This is a genomic window from Paraglaciecola chathamensis S18K6 (genome assembly GCA_000314955.1).
Classification (GTDB): domain Bacteria; phylum Pseudomonadota; class Gammaproteobacteria; order Enterobacterales; family Alteromonadaceae; genus Paraglaciecola; species Paraglaciecola chathamensis.
On record BAEM01000006.1, the window covers coordinates 63,797 to 80,717 of the forward strand.

At 45.8% G+C, this 16,921-nt stretch carries 12 protein-coding genes and 1 tRNA gene; 7 read left to right on the forward strand and 6 right to left on the reverse strand.

The window, feature by feature from the left end; translation table 11 throughout:
* The first annotated feature begins 1 nt into the window (after window position 1).
* From GCHA_RS01550 to GCHA_RS01565, 4 genes are read left to right on the forward strand one after another with little or no spacing between them, the layout of a single operon-like run.
* A complete protein-coding gene (locus GCHA_RS01550) occupies window positions 2-724 on the forward strand; it encodes a uroporphyrinogen-III synthase (protein WP_007984311.1) in 723 nt (240 codons plus the stop codon).
* Entirely contained in the window at window positions 725-2,119 is a 1,395-nt protein-coding gene (locus GCHA_RS01555) for a uroporphyrinogen-III C-methyltransferase (protein ID WP_007984313.1), read from the forward strand.
* The gene (locus GCHA_RS01560; protein WP_007984315.1) at window positions 2,116-3,297 is read left to right on the forward strand and encodes a heme biosynthesis HemY N-terminal domain-containing protein; all 1,182 of its coding nucleotides are present in this window, start codon (window positions 2,116-2,118) and stop codon (window positions 3,295-3,297) included. The genes GCHA_RS01555 and GCHA_RS01560 overlap by 4 nt, the downstream gene beginning before the upstream one ends.
* 1 nt (window position 3,298) lies before the next feature.
* Entirely contained in the window at window positions 3,299-4,318 is a 1,020-nt protein-coding gene (locus tag GCHA_RS01565) for an MBL fold metallo-hydrolase (protein ID WP_007984317.1), read from the forward strand.
* A 135-nt stretch (window positions 4,319-4,453) separates the two neighbouring features.
* On the opposite strand, the gene GCHA_RS01570 is transcribed toward GCHA_RS01565, so the two are convergent.
* The 4 genes from GCHA_RS01570 to GCHA_RS01585 form a co-directional block, all read right to left on the reverse strand.
* Window positions 4,454-5,611, reverse strand: a complete 1,158-nt coding sequence (locus tag GCHA_RS01570; RefSeq protein WP_007984319.1) for an ROK family transcriptional regulator — start codon at window positions 5,609-5,611, stop codon at window positions 4,454-4,456.
* A gap of 172 nt (window positions 5,612-5,783) precedes the next feature.
* Entirely contained in the window at window positions 5,784-7,022 is a 1,239-nt protein-coding gene (locus tag GCHA_RS01575) for a glycerate kinase type-2 family protein (RefSeq protein WP_007984320.1), read from the reverse strand.
* A gap of 9 nt (window positions 7,023-7,031) precedes the next feature.
* Window positions 7,032-8,612, reverse strand: a complete 1,581-nt coding sequence (locus tag GCHA_RS01580) for a sodium:solute symporter family protein (protein WP_007984322.1) — start codon at window positions 8,610-8,612, stop codon at window positions 7,032-7,034.
* A gap of 152 nt (window positions 8,613-8,764) precedes the next feature.
* Complete coding sequence (locus GCHA_RS01585) at window positions 8,765-11,212, reverse strand: TonB-dependent receptor (RefSeq protein WP_007984324.1); 2,448 nt, start codon at window positions 11,210-11,212, stop codon at window positions 8,765-8,767.
* Between the two features lie 190 nt (window positions 11,213-11,402).
* Between GCHA_RS01585 and GCHA_RS01590 the strand changes: the two genes are divergently transcribed.
* On the forward strand, window positions 11,403-12,698 hold the full coding sequence (locus tag GCHA_RS01590; protein WP_007984327.1) for an MGH1-like glycoside hydrolase domain-containing protein: 1,296 nt from the start codon (window positions 11,403-11,405) through the stop codon (window positions 12,696-12,698).
* Window positions 12,699-12,717: 19 nt separating this feature from the next.
* On the forward strand, window positions 12,718-13,932 hold the full coding sequence (locus GCHA_RS01595) for an AGE family epimerase/isomerase (protein WP_007984330.1): 1,215 nt from the start codon (window positions 12,718-12,720) through the stop codon (window positions 13,930-13,932).
* Window positions 13,933-14,108: 176 nt separating this feature from the next.
* Here GCHA_RS01595 and GCHA_RS01600 read toward each other — a convergent pair whose 3' ends face one another.
* Complete coding sequence (locus tag GCHA_RS01600; RefSeq protein ID WP_007984331.1) at window positions 14,109-15,485, reverse strand: alkaline phosphatase PhoX; 1,377 nt, start codon at window positions 15,483-15,485, stop codon at window positions 14,109-14,111.
* 253 nt (window positions 15,486-15,738) lie between these two features.
* Between GCHA_RS01600 and GCHA_RS01605 the strand changes: the two genes are divergently transcribed.
* Window positions 15,739-15,815: transfer RNA gene (locus GCHA_RS01605), tRNA-Arg, on the forward strand.
* 655 nt (window positions 15,816-16,470) lie between these two features.
* Here the strand turns inward: GCHA_RS01605 and GCHA_RS22280 are convergent.
* Window positions 16,471-16,851 carry a hypothetical protein gene (locus GCHA_RS22280; protein WP_052017970.1) on the reverse strand — a complete coding sequence of 127 codons (381 nt, stop codon included), beginning with the start codon at window positions 16,849-16,851 and terminating at the stop codon, window positions 16,471-16,473.
* Window positions 16,852-16,921: the final 70 nt, after the last annotated feature.

Consider the following 16,921-nt stretch of genomic DNA (forward strand, 5'->3'; position numbering starts at 1 on the left):
TATGACAGTGCTGATATTTCGCCCCGAGCAAAAATGCGCAACCAGCGTCGCTCGTTTTTCACAAGCGGACATATCAGCCGTAGGCGTTGGGCTTATTAGCACACAGCCTAGTGGACCAGCGCTTGCCAATTTAGCAGGCAGCTTAGCTGCACTCGCGCCGGGTGATAGCATAATAGTGACCAGTACGGTGGCCAGCCAGCTTTTGGCCCAGCGCGATATAAGCCTTCCCAGTGATGTGCATGTTTTTGCTGTGGGCAGTAGCACAGCCAAGGGTTTACGTGACATGGGCTATCAAGTAATAGTACCGCCCGTTCCTACCACTGAAGGCTTGTTAAGCTTAACGCCACTTAGTAAGGTTGATGGGCATAAGGTGGTTATTATAAAAGGTGAAGGGGGGCGTCAAGATTTGGCCCGCCATCTTAACCAGCGGGGCGCATCCGTTTACTTAGCAGATATTTACCATCGGATAAAAATTGCTCCCCCAAAAGCCACACAAGAGTGGCAAGCAAAGCAGATTCGTTGCATCATTGCTACCAGTGGTGAATTGATAGATACGGCCTTTGAGCAGTTCGATCCTAAGTGGCTTCAGTCTTTACCTTGGATTGTAGTGAGCCCACGAACTGAACAAATTGCCGCTAAACACGGTATAAACACTATATTTGTCAGCGATGACGCTAGCGATCAGGCACTTATTCGCCGTGCCAAGGAATATTTGGAGCATTAAATGGCAGACCAATCAGATACAAACAAGGCTTCAGACAACAAGCCAAAAGAGCAGGCTCAAGAGAAAGCAAAGAGCGTTGAGCCGCAAAAAGCGAGCGCCCAAGAAAAGCCTCAAGCGACCGATAAAGCGGTTGAAAGCAAATCTAGCACCGTTATTACGCCTGCTCCGCCAAAGGCCGAAACGAACACAGCAAATCCTAAAAAGAGTTCTACAGCTCCCTTAAAAAGCGACAACAAAGTGAAAAAGACCACCAGCACAAGCGATAACTCTGACAATCATGCAACGTCAAAAGCAAACAATGGCGCAAACCAAAAACCCGCAAAAACAGGTTTTCTATGGTTTGTAACTATCATCAACTTACTGATTTTATTGTTGATAATAGCGGCAGCTTATTGGGGCTGGACACAATGGGAAGGGCAAAAACAAAGCCAGCAAGCTCGTCAAAGTGAGCAGCAAGATATTCTCAATCGTCAGGCACAGCAGAATTTGTCTATTACTGATGAAGTAAAAGAGCAAAATAGCCGCCTAGAATCTCAGTTGCGCAGCGTCAGTGAAGAATTACAAAGTGTCAATCAAGCCTTGCAAGGCGCACGAGATGATGCTCAAGCAGCGAACGAACAATCTTTAGCGAACAAGCAAACGCTGGGCAGTATCGCCGGGCGTCGCCCAGCAGACTGGCTATTGGCCGAAGCCGACTTTTTAGTACGCATGGCTGGGCGTAAATTATGGCTAGAGCACGACCTAAAAACCGCAGTAGCTATGTTGCAGTCAGCTGATAGCCGCTTACAAGATTTAGATGACCCAAGTTTGTTGCCAGTACGCGAGCGCTTGGCCAACGATATTCAAACACTCGCTCAAGTGAATCCTGTGTCTGTATCATCGATTGCCTTGCAAATAAGCGCGCTGGTTTCAAAGGTAGATCAACTACCACTGAATACCTTTGAGCGCCCAGACATAGCTACCGAAGGCGGCGAAAACGTTTCCGAGTCAGTAGATGATTGGCAAGCAAACTTATCGCGCGCGTGGGCCGCTTTCACCAAAGACTTTTTCAGTTACAAAAAGAAAGAGACCGACGTGCAGCCTTATATGTCAGCTCAGCAACAATGGCTGGCCACTGAGCAGCTTAAGTTGTCTTTGCTACAAGCCCAAAGTGCAGTACTTAAAGAAAACGCAGCGCTTTATCAGCAGTCGCTACAGAACGCCTTGAGTGCGTTGTCAGAAAACTTTGCCACTGATGATGGCTCAGTACAGCAATTTGAGCAGCGTATAAATGAGCTGAACGAAACCGATATCGAGCGTGTTTACCCAAGTCAGTTCTCATCCGCGCCAGCCCTGCAAGACATTATTCAACAACGTATGGATAATGCCTTCGTCAATGGAGCTAGCCAACCATGATAAGAATTTTAATGGTGTTTGTGGCCTTACTGATTGCCGTATTGATCGGGTCATTAATATTCGACGACAAAGGCTATGTGTTCATTGATTTTGCTGGCTACGTAGTGGAGATGAACGTCTTTTCCATGGCGATCATGACCATCTTAGTCATTGTGGGCTTGCTGCTATTCTCATGGTTAGTCAAGAAGCTCATAATGATTATTTCAGGTTCAAAAAACTGGTTAGGCAACTGGGGAACTCGCAAGAAAAAACGTGCCTTTACCAATGGCTTAATTGCGCTTGCTGAACAAGATTATTTAGAAGCACGCAAGCAACTGGCCAGCATTGAACAAGAAGATTTCGATGGATTGAATTTACTTGCCGCCGCCGAAGCAGAGCTACAATTGCAAAACCCTGAAGGGGCGCAAGAATACTGGCGCTTAGCTACGTCTTACCCTAAATCTGCCTTCGCCGCTAAATTGTGTTTAGTGCGCGATCATTTGCAGAATCAACAGCCCATGAAAGCGCTGGAAATACTCGACGATGTAAACGACAAACAAAAGCGTCAAAAGTCAGTGTTGACCTTACGCGCTCAAGCCTTAGTGCAGGCGGGCAAATGGCAAGAATTAAAAGACCGCTTACCTTCATGGAAGAAAGCCCTTGGCGAGCACTATGAACACTATATGCAGTTAGCGTCATCGGGTAACTTTGCTGAAATTGCGAGTAAAGAAGGGGCTAATCAGCTTAAAGAAAACTGGCATGCATTGCCTAAATCAACCCGCCGCGATCCAGCCTTACAAGCCGCATACGTGAAGCAGTTGATTGACCAAGGCATGCATATCGATGCAGAAGCCGCACTCGGTGAGTACCACAAGAACAAACCTCATCCTATGCTATTGCCGCTTTATAAAGAGTTACGTTTATCACACCCAACCACAGCATTAAAACAGCTAGAGCAGTGGTTAAAAGTAGACGACATGAATGTAGAGTTGTTGTCTACTTTAGGCACGCTGGCCTATCACGCCAATGATTTAAGTTTGGCGGAAAAAGCGCTAAGCAAAGCCATTAAATTAGGCAATCGTCAGCAAGACATATTGCTACTGGCGAAGATAAAAGAGTCACAACAAGACGACCAACAAGCGTTGGCACTTTATAAACAAAGCTTGGCTCAACCTAACGCATTATCTAAAGCGGAGTAACATGAAACACATAATATCAAAGGCGAAATGGCTACTAACCATTTCGCTTTTTTTTGCCAGCAGCACACACGTACAAGCACAAACACTCAGTACCGCCCCTGCTTTTGAAGTGGTGGTATTAGGTGACAGCGGCGGCATTGAAGATGGCAACCTAAGTGCGTTCTTATTACGCTCGCTCACTGAACCTAACTATGTCGCACTAGATGCCGGCACCTTAGTCAACGGAATAAATCAGAGCATTAAACAAGGTGCTTTTGACGATTTAGCTATAAAAGAAGGTGATAAATGGGGCAAAGCCGGCACGATATTGCGCCAGCACGTTAAAGGCTATTTATTAAGTCATGCCCACCTTGATCACATTAACGGCATGCTCGTGGCTTCACCTGAGGACAGCAAAAAAAGTATTTATGCCCTAGCATCCGTTAACACCATGATTGGCGAAACCTATTTTAACGGTAAAGCTTGGGCCAATTTTAGTGATCGCGGTATTCCCCCCTTACTGAATAAATACCACGTGGTTGACTTACTACCTGGCAAAGCCACCCCCATTGCCGATACACATCTAAGCGTGACCGCATTTAGCCTAAGCCACCCTGTGGAATCAAGTGCATTTATAATTGAACACGGCGATGATATGTTCGTGTATTTTGGTGATACTGGGCCAGATATAGTGGAAAAACAGGGTAAGTTAGACGCCATATGGACATACTTAGCCAAACAGGTAAAACACAAAAACCTTCGAGGCATGATTATCGAAACGTCCTTTGAAAACGAGCGCCCCCACAACCTTTTGTTTGGTCACCTAACGCCAGCACTTCTAATGGGTGAGCTAAGTAACTTTGCAGATAAAATAGGCGGTGAGCAGCCACTTAAAGGCCTTAATGTGGTAATAAGCCACATCAAATACTCCCTAGCAAAGAACGTTGACCCAAGAGCTAAAATTACTCAGCAGTTGAACGAGGGCAATGATTTGGGCTTAAATATTATTATTCCCCAGCAAGGGCAAAAGCTTCAGTTTTAACGGGCTATTTCGTGCTAAACACCTGATATTCATGACGCATAAAAAAGCGTATCGATTAAAATCAATACGCTTTTTTTGTGCTTGTTATTTATGTTGGCGAGTTACGTTTCGTGCTTATTTGTATAAAGGCACTAATTACAAACATAGCTCTCTAAGGGGAATGGTCGCAGCGCCGATTGAAACCGGGTGTTTCTGCACACCAGACACAACAATTTTCGGCATAGGGCGTTTAGCCCCGCGTCTGAACTGCGCATACACATCGATACGTGGAATAACCATTTCTGCCAGTTCTTTCGGAATATGCCCACCTAGAATAATCGCTTCGGCATCCAGCAATGCAGAGCAACAGGTGGCGACTAAATCAAAAGAGTCTTGAACTTTAAATATCCACTCTTCAACACCCGGCCAATCTGGGTCAAACTCTTCATGCAGGTTGTAAATCGAGCTAAATTTGACGCCGTTTTTCTTCAATATGCGCTTTAATAACTCCAGATTCGGGTGGGCGTAAATTTTCGAGGGCAGCATGTCACCTAGCTCGCCCGCGTTTCCATAGGTTCCACGCAGCACTTCTGTATTCGTTACCACGCCGCCGCCAAACGCTGATGACACAAATAAGTAAACAAAGTTTTTATACTGACGGCCTACCCCTGCCACACCTTCACCAGCAGCCGCGCCTGTGCCGTCGTTCACAACCCAAGTGGGTAACTTAAAGTGATTAGAAATAATGTCGACGATATCCACTTGCGACCACTCTTCTAACATGTGGTGGGTGTTCATCTTGCCGTCCATTGAGCTGAAGAAGCCTGAAATGCCTACCCCCATTCCGAGCACGCGGGTATCGTCCAATTTACACTCTTCGCTTAACGCCTTGACTAAGGCTTCGGCCGCCTCGAGCGCATGAGCAATACTCATGTCGTCCATTTCACTAAACTTAGTCGCGATAACGTTTCCGGCGAAGTCCATCACCGCCACGCCAATCGCATCAAGTAAAATAGAAACCCCAAAGGTGTAGGCATAATCTGGGTTTAGCTCGATGCCAAAACCAGGCTTACCTTTGGGATTAGGGATCATTTCCTCGGTTTGGCGTAACACATGAGACTGGGTTAGCCCTTTTAATAACCGAGATACCGTTTGTTGAGGAATTTTAGTCGCAGCGACTAACTGACTCTGAGTGACGCGCTTATCCCAAAAGACAATCTTAATAATATCACGCTCAATATCTTGAAATAGCTTACTGCCCTTACCTAGGGTAAAGCCTGAGCGTAAATACTGACTGTTATCGATTGAAAACATCTGAAACACATCTACCTTAAATCGCTATAGCCTATTTCAAAGCCTTGAAAAGAACAAGAGTCTATCCAGTAAACACCTTTTAATTCACATACATAAACAGAAATAAGCGCATATACCACAGCCTTACTTCCCTTGCTGCCACTCAGTGACTTAACAGCCTATATTTATTCGGCTATTCGATGATTATCGCCCTAAAGTCATTCACGTTGGTGTTTGTTGGGCCGGTTATCACTAAATCATTAATAGCACCGAAAAACCGATGACTGTTGTGCGAGGCCAAAAGCTCAGTTGCACTGACACCCGCAGTAGCTGCTCGGTCTAAGGTAGTGCTATCGATATAGGCGCCTGCAACATCTTTACTGCCATCCACACCATCTGTATCACACGCCATAGCAGAAATACCTTCAACGCCATTAAGCTCTAGTGCTAAGGCCATCAAATACTCTTGATTTGGGCCACCATCACCGTACTCTTTGCCAACAGTAACAGTCAGTTCGCCACCAGAGAACAGCATCACTCGCTCGCCATTGGCTCTGCATTGTAATGCGTGTTGTGCATGAGCTTTGGCTACGTCTCGTGCTTCGCCTTGAATATCATAACCAAGCACTTTCGTGCTCCAGCCTTGTTTCTCAGCCACCTTAATAGCAGCATCAATGGCGTGTTGTGCATTGGCAACAATGTGATACTCACTCGGCGCAGAATCCGATGGTGTGACCTCTGGCTTAGCTAAATATTTAGCGATACTGCCAACGGGTGTCCAATTGTATTTTTGTAAAATGGCCGCCGCTTGCGCCTTGGTCGAGGGGTCAGCGATCGTTGGGCCCGATGCGATATCAGCGGCGTTATCGCCCACCACATCTGAAATTATCAAGGTCACATGCTTCGATTTTGCCGCAGCAGCAAGTCTGCCGCCTTTCACCAAAGACAGTTGCTTACGCACTGTGTTTATCTCATCAATGCTGGCGCCACTTCGCAGCAAAAACTGATTCAACTCCTGCTTATCGCTAAATGGAACATCGTCTACGGGTAGGCACATCAAAGACGAACCACCACCAGAAATTAAAAACAAGATTGGCGTAGTAGCAGGCGTGTCGAGTACTAAATCGAGCAAGGTTTTACCCGCCACCAAACTGTTGTTGTCTGGGGTGGGGTGATTTGCCGTTAACACTTCAATTTTGCCCGTATCCCCGGCACTTTCGTAACCATAACGGGTAACAACAGCGCCGTAGCATTTGTCCCCTAGCACTCGATAAGTTTCTGCGGCCATTTCGGCGGCGGCTTTACCCGCCCCCACCACACAAATGCCATTACTGGTATCAAGTTTACTTAGCTGCTCAGCCATGCAAGCACTGGGCTTACAGGCGGCAACAGCTGTGTTAAATAAATCGAGAAGAAAAGCGTGATATTTCATTATTTAACCTTAAACAAACGCGGTTGGAATATATAAACAAAAAGCAATCATGGCAGCGAACATACCAAGTAAAAGCACTATGTCTTTGGTGGTTAAAATAGACATAGCCTCCTGCCCTGAGGCACTGTGTTCTTCGCTTGGCTGATAGGTGAAAGGTTTAACTTTACTCATTACTACCGCCATCACAATGGTCACTACAAAGCCGATGAAGTTCCACCAGAACCAGAATATTTCAGGAGCAATGAGCGAAATCAGTAGATTGAAAAGCACACCACTAATAAGACCAATATTCACATGTAATCCTGACGTGCTCTTCGTCAGTACTGCCAATAAGAACACCGCTAGAATTGGGCCATAGAACAAAGAACCCACTTTGTTAATCGCTTCGATAATCGTAGGTGCAATGTTGCCCGCATACAGTGATAACACCAAGGTGATAGCACCCCACACTAAGCCCATATATTTGGCGAGTTTTAAATAACCGCCCTGACTTAGCTCTTTATTGGTAATACGGCAGTAATCTTCAATAGTAACCGCTGACAAAGAGTTAATTGCCGAGCTAAGAGATGACATAGCAGCGGCCAAAATAGCCACAACCAATAAACCGATTAAGCCATGGGGTAAGTAGTTCAGAATGAACATCGGCATCATCCAATCCGGATTATCCGTTGGAATTTTTGCCATAAAGCTTGGTTCAGTCATAGCCAGGGTGCCGACAATCAAACCTGAGAAGCAGTACAAAATAGTAATAGGGAAGCGAATAACGCCGTTGGCTAAAATCATATAACGCAGGTTATCTGGATCTTTAGCCGACAATGCCCGTTGTGCTTGAGTTTGGTCACAACCATAATACGACGCGTAAAGCACCACACCACCGAAAATCATTGGCCAGAAGCCAAAACCGTCACCACTGAAACCAAACGAATCGAATTTAACCGCTTGTAGGCGGTCGGTGTCTACGTTGGCAACAAATGCATCAACCCCACCTAGGTAGTATAAGCCGTAGCCGATACACGCTACCGTGCCTAAAATAATGATCACCATTTGAATGGCATCACCGTAAACTACTGCTTTCATACCACCTTGCAGCGAATATAAAACGGTGATCACACCGGTTAATAAAATGGCTTGCCATGCTTCGATACCCATGGTGCCTTGCAGAATAAGAGACACTGCATAAATCATAATGCCGGTAGCGAACGCCCGGCTAAATTGAAACACGATACTGATCAACACGCGGGTTGAGCGGCCAAAACGCACTTCTAAATAATCGTAAATACTGACAATCCCAGCGCGATAAAGCTTGGGTAAAATAGTCGCAAGAAGCAGGATCATTGCTAAAGGCACGCCTAATTCATAAGACAGCCATTGCATTCCCCCACCTTCACGCAACCCCACAAATGCGGGGGCAGAAATAAAACTAATAGCAGAAAGCTGAGTGGCCATGACCGACAACGCCAAGGGTTTCCAACCTAGACTTTTTCCACCCAGAAAGTAGTCACTTTTATTTGTCTGTTCTCGCAGCATAAATCCCATGACTAATAAAGCCACCAAATACAATGCAACAACCAAAAAATCTAGAGTATTCATAATTTTATTCACATGTCTGCACGAACGTAAACCATACCGCTGGTGCTACTAAATTAAAAGAACGGTGAATAGTTGCCCACTGAGATATTTTCCAGTGGGCAAGCTATTCAACCTAAATGGTGCAAGCAGGCACCCATACACACAAACTCATGTTAGAAATCATATCTTGCCGTTAAGCTCACGCGGCGCGGTAACACTGGGCGACCAATGAAGAAGTCTCCGCCTGATACCTGACTGTTGCCTTGGCGCGGCGAACCTTCAGTAATACCGTCAGTGTCGAACAAGTTCCACACGCTAACGCCCACTCGTATTTGCTGGTCGTTATCTAGCTCGAAGGAGTAACCGGCGCTTAAGGTAGCAATAGTATGGCCGTCAAGCTCAACAGAGTTATCGTCGTTGGCATAAGCATCACCGAAGTAGCTCAAGCCTAAACGCGCATCAACAAACCCGTTGTTGTAAGACACTGCAAGGTTACCCGAGAACTCAGGCTGTCTTCTTGGCTGCTTACCCACGTTCGCACCTTCACTAAACTCAGCATGTTGATAAGTGATGTTACCTTCAAGGATCACTTCATCTGTCATATTCCAGCGAGTAATAATTTCAGCACCTGTGGTTTCAGTAGATTGCTGTTTAACCACTTCAAGCAAACCGCCAGAGCCGTCATTTTCAAAATCCACCGAGCGACGATTATCCAAGTTTGCCAAGAACAGAGACGCATCTATGTACAAATCTTTAGGGAAGTATTTGAAACCAATCGCGCCTAGGGTGATATCTTCGCCCTCATAGCTTTGTGGCTCGCCATTATCGTTAAAAGTGATACTTCTGATTTGTGGGAAGAAATACCCTCTTGAAGCATTGGCATAAAGGTTAATGTCTTGGTCGTCCAACTTGTACAACAATGCTGCTGAGAACGCCGCTTCTGTGGTTCCCACTTCACCGTAGGTGAAACGCCCATTACCTGTGGTATTAACCTGTAAGTTTGGCGCTAAAGAGGGGTCATCATTGACCACAACCACTTCACTGCCTTCTGACTTCGTTGTACCTTCTGCACGCTCAATACGCGCACCCACATCAATTGCCCATTGGTCATTTTCCATTTGGTCAGTGACGTAAAATGCCATGCGCTTGCTGGTCAAATCTTTGTTGGTATAACTAGTGCCTGGCCCTACAACGCCGTTTTTAGAATATTGAACGGTTTCGCCCGCATCATTGGTGAATGATAAATCAACCAAGCGTGCATTTTCGCCATTGCTGAAATCAGCTAAATAGCTAGAAATAATGTTGTAATCCATTTGCGATGAATTAATGAAGAAGGTACCAATGTTCACCGTGTGGTCGAAACCACCAGCTTCTAACTCGCCAGTTAGGTTGAACTCAGTACTGAAGAAATCTCCGTCGCGCTGACGATCCAATAAACGGTTACCAAACAAGACGTAATCATCTGGTAAAGCATTGCCTGTTTCAGACCAAGTGTAGTTCGCTGTACCTAGGGCACTTAGTACGTCGCCGTTCGCCGTACGGCCTAGGTTATTCACATACCCTTCTTGGGTTTCAGGTGTGTTGGCAATACCGTCACCATCCAAGAACAAGTTGAACTGGTGATCATAACTGCCGACTTTGGCTTTACCTGCTAAACGCCAGTTATCCGTTAAGTCTTTTTCAAAATCAACGCCGAATGAGCCACCTTCGGTTTTCACCCCATCGCGGATCGGTGATTCATAAACGCCGTCAGCGGTTTGATAGCTCAAGTCTGCTGCTGCAACAGTTTGTGCAACGTAAACGGTCTCGCCGTCATTACCGGTCAAGCGCTCGCGGCTATCGCCTTCAAGTGGTAAAGGCAGGAAGAACTGAACTTGGTCATCGATCATTTGACCGTGAAATGTAATATGGCCATCGTCGAATTCTTTACGAATGTTACCTCTAAGTTGGTAACCCTTGGTTTCTAAACCTGTTTCTAAAGGGCCTTCATCATAACGATAGAAACCAGAAATCGCGTAATAGAGGTTTTCATCGCTAGAAAGCGCACCACTGTTAAAGAAGTCTGTTCTAACACGACCTTCTTCGGCCACTTCTACTTGCACTGTGGTTTCTGGATCATCACTGCCCTTACGAGAAATATAGTTAATGATGCCAGCCACTGAACCTGGTCCAAACAAGTTAGATACACCACCACCGACATACTCAACTCTTTCGATGCCAATGTCAGGACGGTAGTAAACATCTTGTGCCGATGATGTCATGCCAGATTGAAAGGCAGGCATGCCGTCATAGTTAAGTGGGGTGAATTGAAATTGCCCGCCAGAAGGTAAGCCGCGAACGAATGCGTTAGTCGCTACTTCACCACCGCCACCTTCTACTTTAATACCGGGAACACTCATGAGTATGTCAGCTTGACTTGAGAAGCCAGTATTCGCTATTTGCTCCTTGCCAATCAGCGTGGTCTTCGCTGGGGTGTCGGCTTCCGTACGTGCAACGCTAGAACCGGTAACAATAATGTTTTCATATTCGTCATTATCAGGGGTTTCTGTGTTTGCTTCTTGAGCCATTAAGGGCGTAGCAAATAATATCGAAACTGCGCAGGCAATAGGTGTCATTTTCATGGTGTTCTCCAACTCTTTTTAAGATGGTCAATGTCAATGGTGTGTTCGTCTTAGATGAAGCGAACGTTTAACTAATGTTATTAATTTGTTACTTCGAGATTGATTTAAACACACAAAAAAAACATTTACAACCCATAATGGGTGCTTTAAGATTCAATTATCGTCGATTAACCCAAAAAGAGCACCCGTTATGACTACCAATGTAAATCAAGTACATGCTTTAGAGACTGCTGCATTAATCAAAAAAGCCCAAGAGACACTCGTCGCCAATGATTTAGGCGGTTACACAGTACCGACTCATGGCTTGTACCCTTTTCAATGGAACTGGGACTCTGCTATTACAGCGTTAGGCTGGAAGCATTTCGACGAACCACGCGCTTGGCAGGAAATAGAAGTGTTATTCGATGGTCAGTGGGATAACGGCATGGTGCCACATATACTCTTCCATCAAGATTCAACCACTTACTTTCCTGGGCCAGACATTTGGGGCTCAGATAAGCGTGTTAAAAGCACCTCTATTTCACAGCCGCCTGTGGTAGCCACTGTGATGAAAGACATGCTAGATTCCGCCGACGACAAAGCCTTTGCGACTGAAAAGGTTAAATCGCTGTTCTCAAGCTTAGTTGACTATCACCTGTGGTGGTATAAAGAGCGCGATCCCCTGAATACCGGTTTAGTTGTGAGCTATCACCCGTGGGAATCAGGCATGGACAACAGCCCAGCCTGGGATGAAGCCCTTAATGATGTACCTTGCGTGGATTGGGAATATGAGCGTCGTGATTTAGGCCATGTAAATTCGGCTCAGCGCCCACATAAAAGTGAGTACGATCGTTTCCTTTTCTTGGTCGACTTCTTCAAAAAGCATAAATTCGACAGCGAAATTATCTTCAACGAGTGCCCTTATAAGATAAACGACGTGGGTATCATCTCGATATTGCACCGAGGCAGTAAAGATATACTCGCTTTGGGTGAAACTTTAGGTATTGAAGATGCGCGCTTAGATGTTATCGCTCAGCGTATTGCGCTTACCGAAAGTGCGATTAACACCTTATGGTGCCCTGACGCCGAATATTTTTATTGCCGCAACGTATTAACCGACACGTTATGTAAAGTACGTACCTCGGCCGGTATGTTAACGGTGTTTGCTGGCTTGGCTGATGAAAAACAAAAAGACATTTTGAACAGCAAAGCTAAGCAGTGGAACGAAGCAAGTCAGTTTTGTATGGCCTCAACACACCCAGAAGAAAGCCGCTACGAGCCACAGCGCTATTGGCGCGGGCCTATCTGGTTGCATATCAACTGGATGATCGCCCTAGGCTTTGAAGCAGAAGGCTTCCAAGAAACGGCTGATAAACTTCGAAACGATTGCCGCGCATTAGTCGATTTGTCAGGCTATTACGAATACTTCAACCCTGAAACGGGCGAAGGCTGTGGTGGTAAAGACTTCTCTTGGACTGCCGCTATCGCGTTGCACTGGTTGCTGTAAAAGTACCGAGGAGATATCAATGATGAATGATAACCCAGCCTTTCATGATCCGGAGTTTTTAACCGGTCATATTAGCGACACGCTTAAATTTTATGAAAGCAACGTAGACGACCCCAACGGTGGCTTCTACCAAAACTTTTTAGACAATGGCGAGGTGTACGACAAAGGCACGCGCCATTTGGTTAGCTCTACACGTTTTGTGTTTAATTACGCCCGCGCCTATCAAGAATACCGCACGCCTAAGTACCTAGAGCGGGTTAAATCTGGTATTGAATTTATTCGCCGCGCTCACTTTCGCCCTGAAACAGGTGGCTATAACTGGTTGCTTGATGTGCAAAACGGTGACATCACAGTAAAAGACCAAACCAATCATTGCTATGGCTTTGCCTTCGTCATTTTAGCTTACAGCTGGGCCTTACGCGCCGGAATTGAAGAAGCTCGCGAATTCCTAAATGAAACATGGAATACCATGGAGCAACACTTCTGGGACCCACAAGCCGGTTTATATAAAGACCAATGCAATAGCGATTTCAGCGTGTGCGATAACTACCGTGGGCAAAATGCCAACATGCACACCTGCGAAGCGTTAATTGCCGCCTATGAAGCCAGTGGCGAGCACCGTTTTCTTGAGCGCGCTACTGCCTTGGCTGACAAGATGACTAACCAACAGGCGGCCCTAATGGGTGGTTTGATTTGGGAGCATTACGACCTTAACTGGCAAGTTGATCTTGAATACAACAAAGACGACCCGAAGAACCTGTTTCGTCCTTGGGGTTTTCAACCTGGCCACCAAACAGAATGGGCTAAGCTGTTGTTATTTATTGCCAAGCACGATGCCCAGCCTTGGCTTATCGAACGGGCCAAAGCCTTATTCGATGAATCACTTGCGGTCGCATGGGATAAAGAACATGGCGGTATTTTTTATGGCTTTGCACCAGATATGAGCATTTGCGACAACGAAAAATACTTTTGGGTACAGGCAGAAACAATGTGCTGTGCAGCCTATTTACACCATCATACTGGCGATGCTGCGTATCTAGACTGGTACAACAAAATTTGGCAATACTCGTGGCAGCACATGGTTGATCATCAATACGGTGCTTGGTTCAGAATACTGACCCACGACAATCAGAAAATAGATGAGCTAAAAAGCCCCATCGGTAAAACGGATTACCACACTATGGGCGCTTGTTACGATGTACTGGAGCTAATACGTCTTCACCCGATGGCGTAACAGCTTTATAAAAAATCACGCAAGCGTAAAAGAGCAGTACTAGCCTGCATGAAACACTCCCTCCCCTGGGGCTTCATGCGGGCTTTTTATTGTATGCGACTCACACCTTGCAGCAAAAGATGTTGCTGTGCATTGCTAGCACTGCAAGGCACAGTGTGCACCTCACTCACTAAATTCTACACGCTAAACTTATCCCACGGCCCGCGAATGGCCAAGGTTTTAGTAGGTGAATAAAGATTAACAAATAACACTGAACCATCTGGTGAAAAACACGCCCCAGCCAATTCAGTTTGCATGTGTAAACGGGCAAAATCGTACACTTCGCCTTGGGGAGTAACGCCGCGCAGGTGATTATCTACCACGTCTGTGTACTGATCTTCGCACACCAAAAGATGACCGAACGGCGTAACGGTTAGGTTGTCACCGAAGTTATACAATGAAGCGTCTTCGCTTTGTAAGAACAACTGCAATCTGCCTGGTGCATCTTTCTCTTGCGCTTGGCCCTCAAAACTCGAAGGTTGATAACGCATAATCTGCCCTAACAGTTTGCCACCACCATTAGTGCAGCAAAAATACAATTCGTTGTCTCCCCAATGGATCCCTTCGCCACGGGCAAATACTGCAGCCCCGTCTTTGTAGCCTCTTGCGCGTAAGTCATCTTCTGGGCTTTCTGGGTTATCTAGGTTTATCCACTGGGCTTGCATCCATTGTTGCAAGGGCATTTTGTCTGTTTCCCAGTTACGGGTATCGAAACCTTCGCTGCCGTCAACGTCTTTAAGCACCAGGGCTTGAAGCTGCCCACCTTGGGCTAGTTGGCCGCGCTGATTAGGAATAAAGCGATAAAACAAGCTGTCGCCGCGATCTTCCGTTAAGTACACAATACCCGTTCGTGGGTCGACCGCCGCCGCTTCATGATTAAAGCGCCCCATAGCGGTTAACGGTTCAGGTTTAATTAGCCCCTGTGCTGAGGCTGGTACTTCAAAAATATAACCATGGGCTTTAGTCACCCCCGAATCCGCTTTCATCACAGACTCTTCACAGGTTAACCATGTATTCCAAGGCGTTACACCACCCGCACAATTTCGCACTGTGCCCACCAAGGTCAAGAATTGCTCTTCAAGGGTTTGCGTTTTCAGGTTATACACCAGCTTACTGGTGCCCCCAGGCAGGGCTACACCATCACTATTGTGATCATACGCCAAGCTGCTTTTGTGCTGCTGCAAGCTCTGCTCTGCGTTGGCTAAGTGCCGTGGATGCAGCTCATGATTACGAATAAGTGCAACGCGCTCATCGTCTAAGGCGAAACAACCCATGCCATCGGCTCTATCTGGTACCGTGAAGCCATCAGCCATTTCATCACCCAATTTAGAAATAACCTGATAAGTAAAGCCTGCGGGTAAATCCAGCATCTTGTTAGGGTCTGGTAGTAAAGGCCCAAAACCAGATGCACTGGCCAGCAAAGAAGCTGCGTTTACTTTTCCAAAATAACTTGCCGTTAAACCACCAAACGCCAACGCACTTGCGCCCAAAGTAAACTGTCTTCTTGTCACCATAATCTTGCCTAAAACGTTGAAATGAACCTAAACATCAAATGTTATGTTATCACATAATAACATTTATATTGTTCGCTAATACTGTTAAAGCGTGATTATAAAAGGCGAATACCACAGCAATATGACAAATAGGGTTAAACCCCAAGCGCGATAAAACGAAAAAAACGCCCGCGGTAAAACAACTACAACAATAAAACCAAATAACAGTGGAAAATGCGCTGTATTTCATTAGAATCAGCGCTCACAAAATGAAGCACCCGTAGCTCAGCTGGATAGAGCGCTGCCCTCCGGAGGCAGAGGTCGCGCGTTCGAATCGCGCCGGGTGTACCATCTCTATATTCTAAGATATCTATTACCTTACAAACTTATTACGCCTGTAAATTTATCACCATTGTGCACCCTGCCGAGGCGAACGCGTCCGTTCGACAAAATTGTCTGGAACAATTTTGGACATGCGCAGCATGGTCGCGAAGCGACGAAGCACATGGATGTGCTGAGCAATCCTCTCGGGTGCGCCATTATTCCTTCGATGATATAAAACCGCTCAAACCTGCATTCTCATTTAAATATATCCACCGAACGGACCCAAAAGGTGAGAGCCTCTGTGGTTCGACTAAAACGTCGGGAACGTTTTAGGACAGCTTTAGCTGGTCGCGAAGCGACGACCGCCAAGGATGGTGGGAGCAATCCTCTCGGGTGCGCCATTATTCCTTCGACGATATAAAACCGCTCAAACCTGCATTCTCATTTAAATATATCCACCGAACGCACTCGAAAGGTGAGAGCCTCTGTTAGGTTCGACTAAAACGTCAGGAACGTTTTAGGACATGCGCAGCATGGTCGCGAAGCGACGACCGCCAAGGATGGTGGGAGCAATCCTCTCGGGTGCGCCATTTTTAAAGACCTGCAAGCCACATCAAGAAAAGCATTTTATTAAAAACTAACTCTGTGTAGCAAATATGTAGCAGACTTTGAGAAGGTTGGTTTATATTTTGCCACCAGATTCAAGCCCATCTCTATTGGGATGTGGGCTTATTGGCTGCGTTAACAAATCGAAACATTCGCTTTCGCTAGTGCCTTTAATCGCATTAATAAATTTGGACCTAATCGGATTATGTCTTTTGAAGACTTCCATCCAAACGCTGAAATACCCGGTAGTAACCATTAATTTCACTATGCAGCCTTCGATTACCTGATTTAATGTATTTGCTTCAAAGTCTTTTAGGGAATCTAAAGCTAAGAGATAAGCGTTGATTCGCTGCTTTCTCCGGTCTTTTGATGCCTTCGACCCATCTGAGCCAATTCCAGCATTTAAACCTAATAAATTTATCGTTTGTAAAGCAATATTTTGTTGCTCATTACTCATTAATTTATTCGGAACTGCTCTTCCCCTACATATGTAGATACTTTTTATTCAATCCGACTATTAACTTACT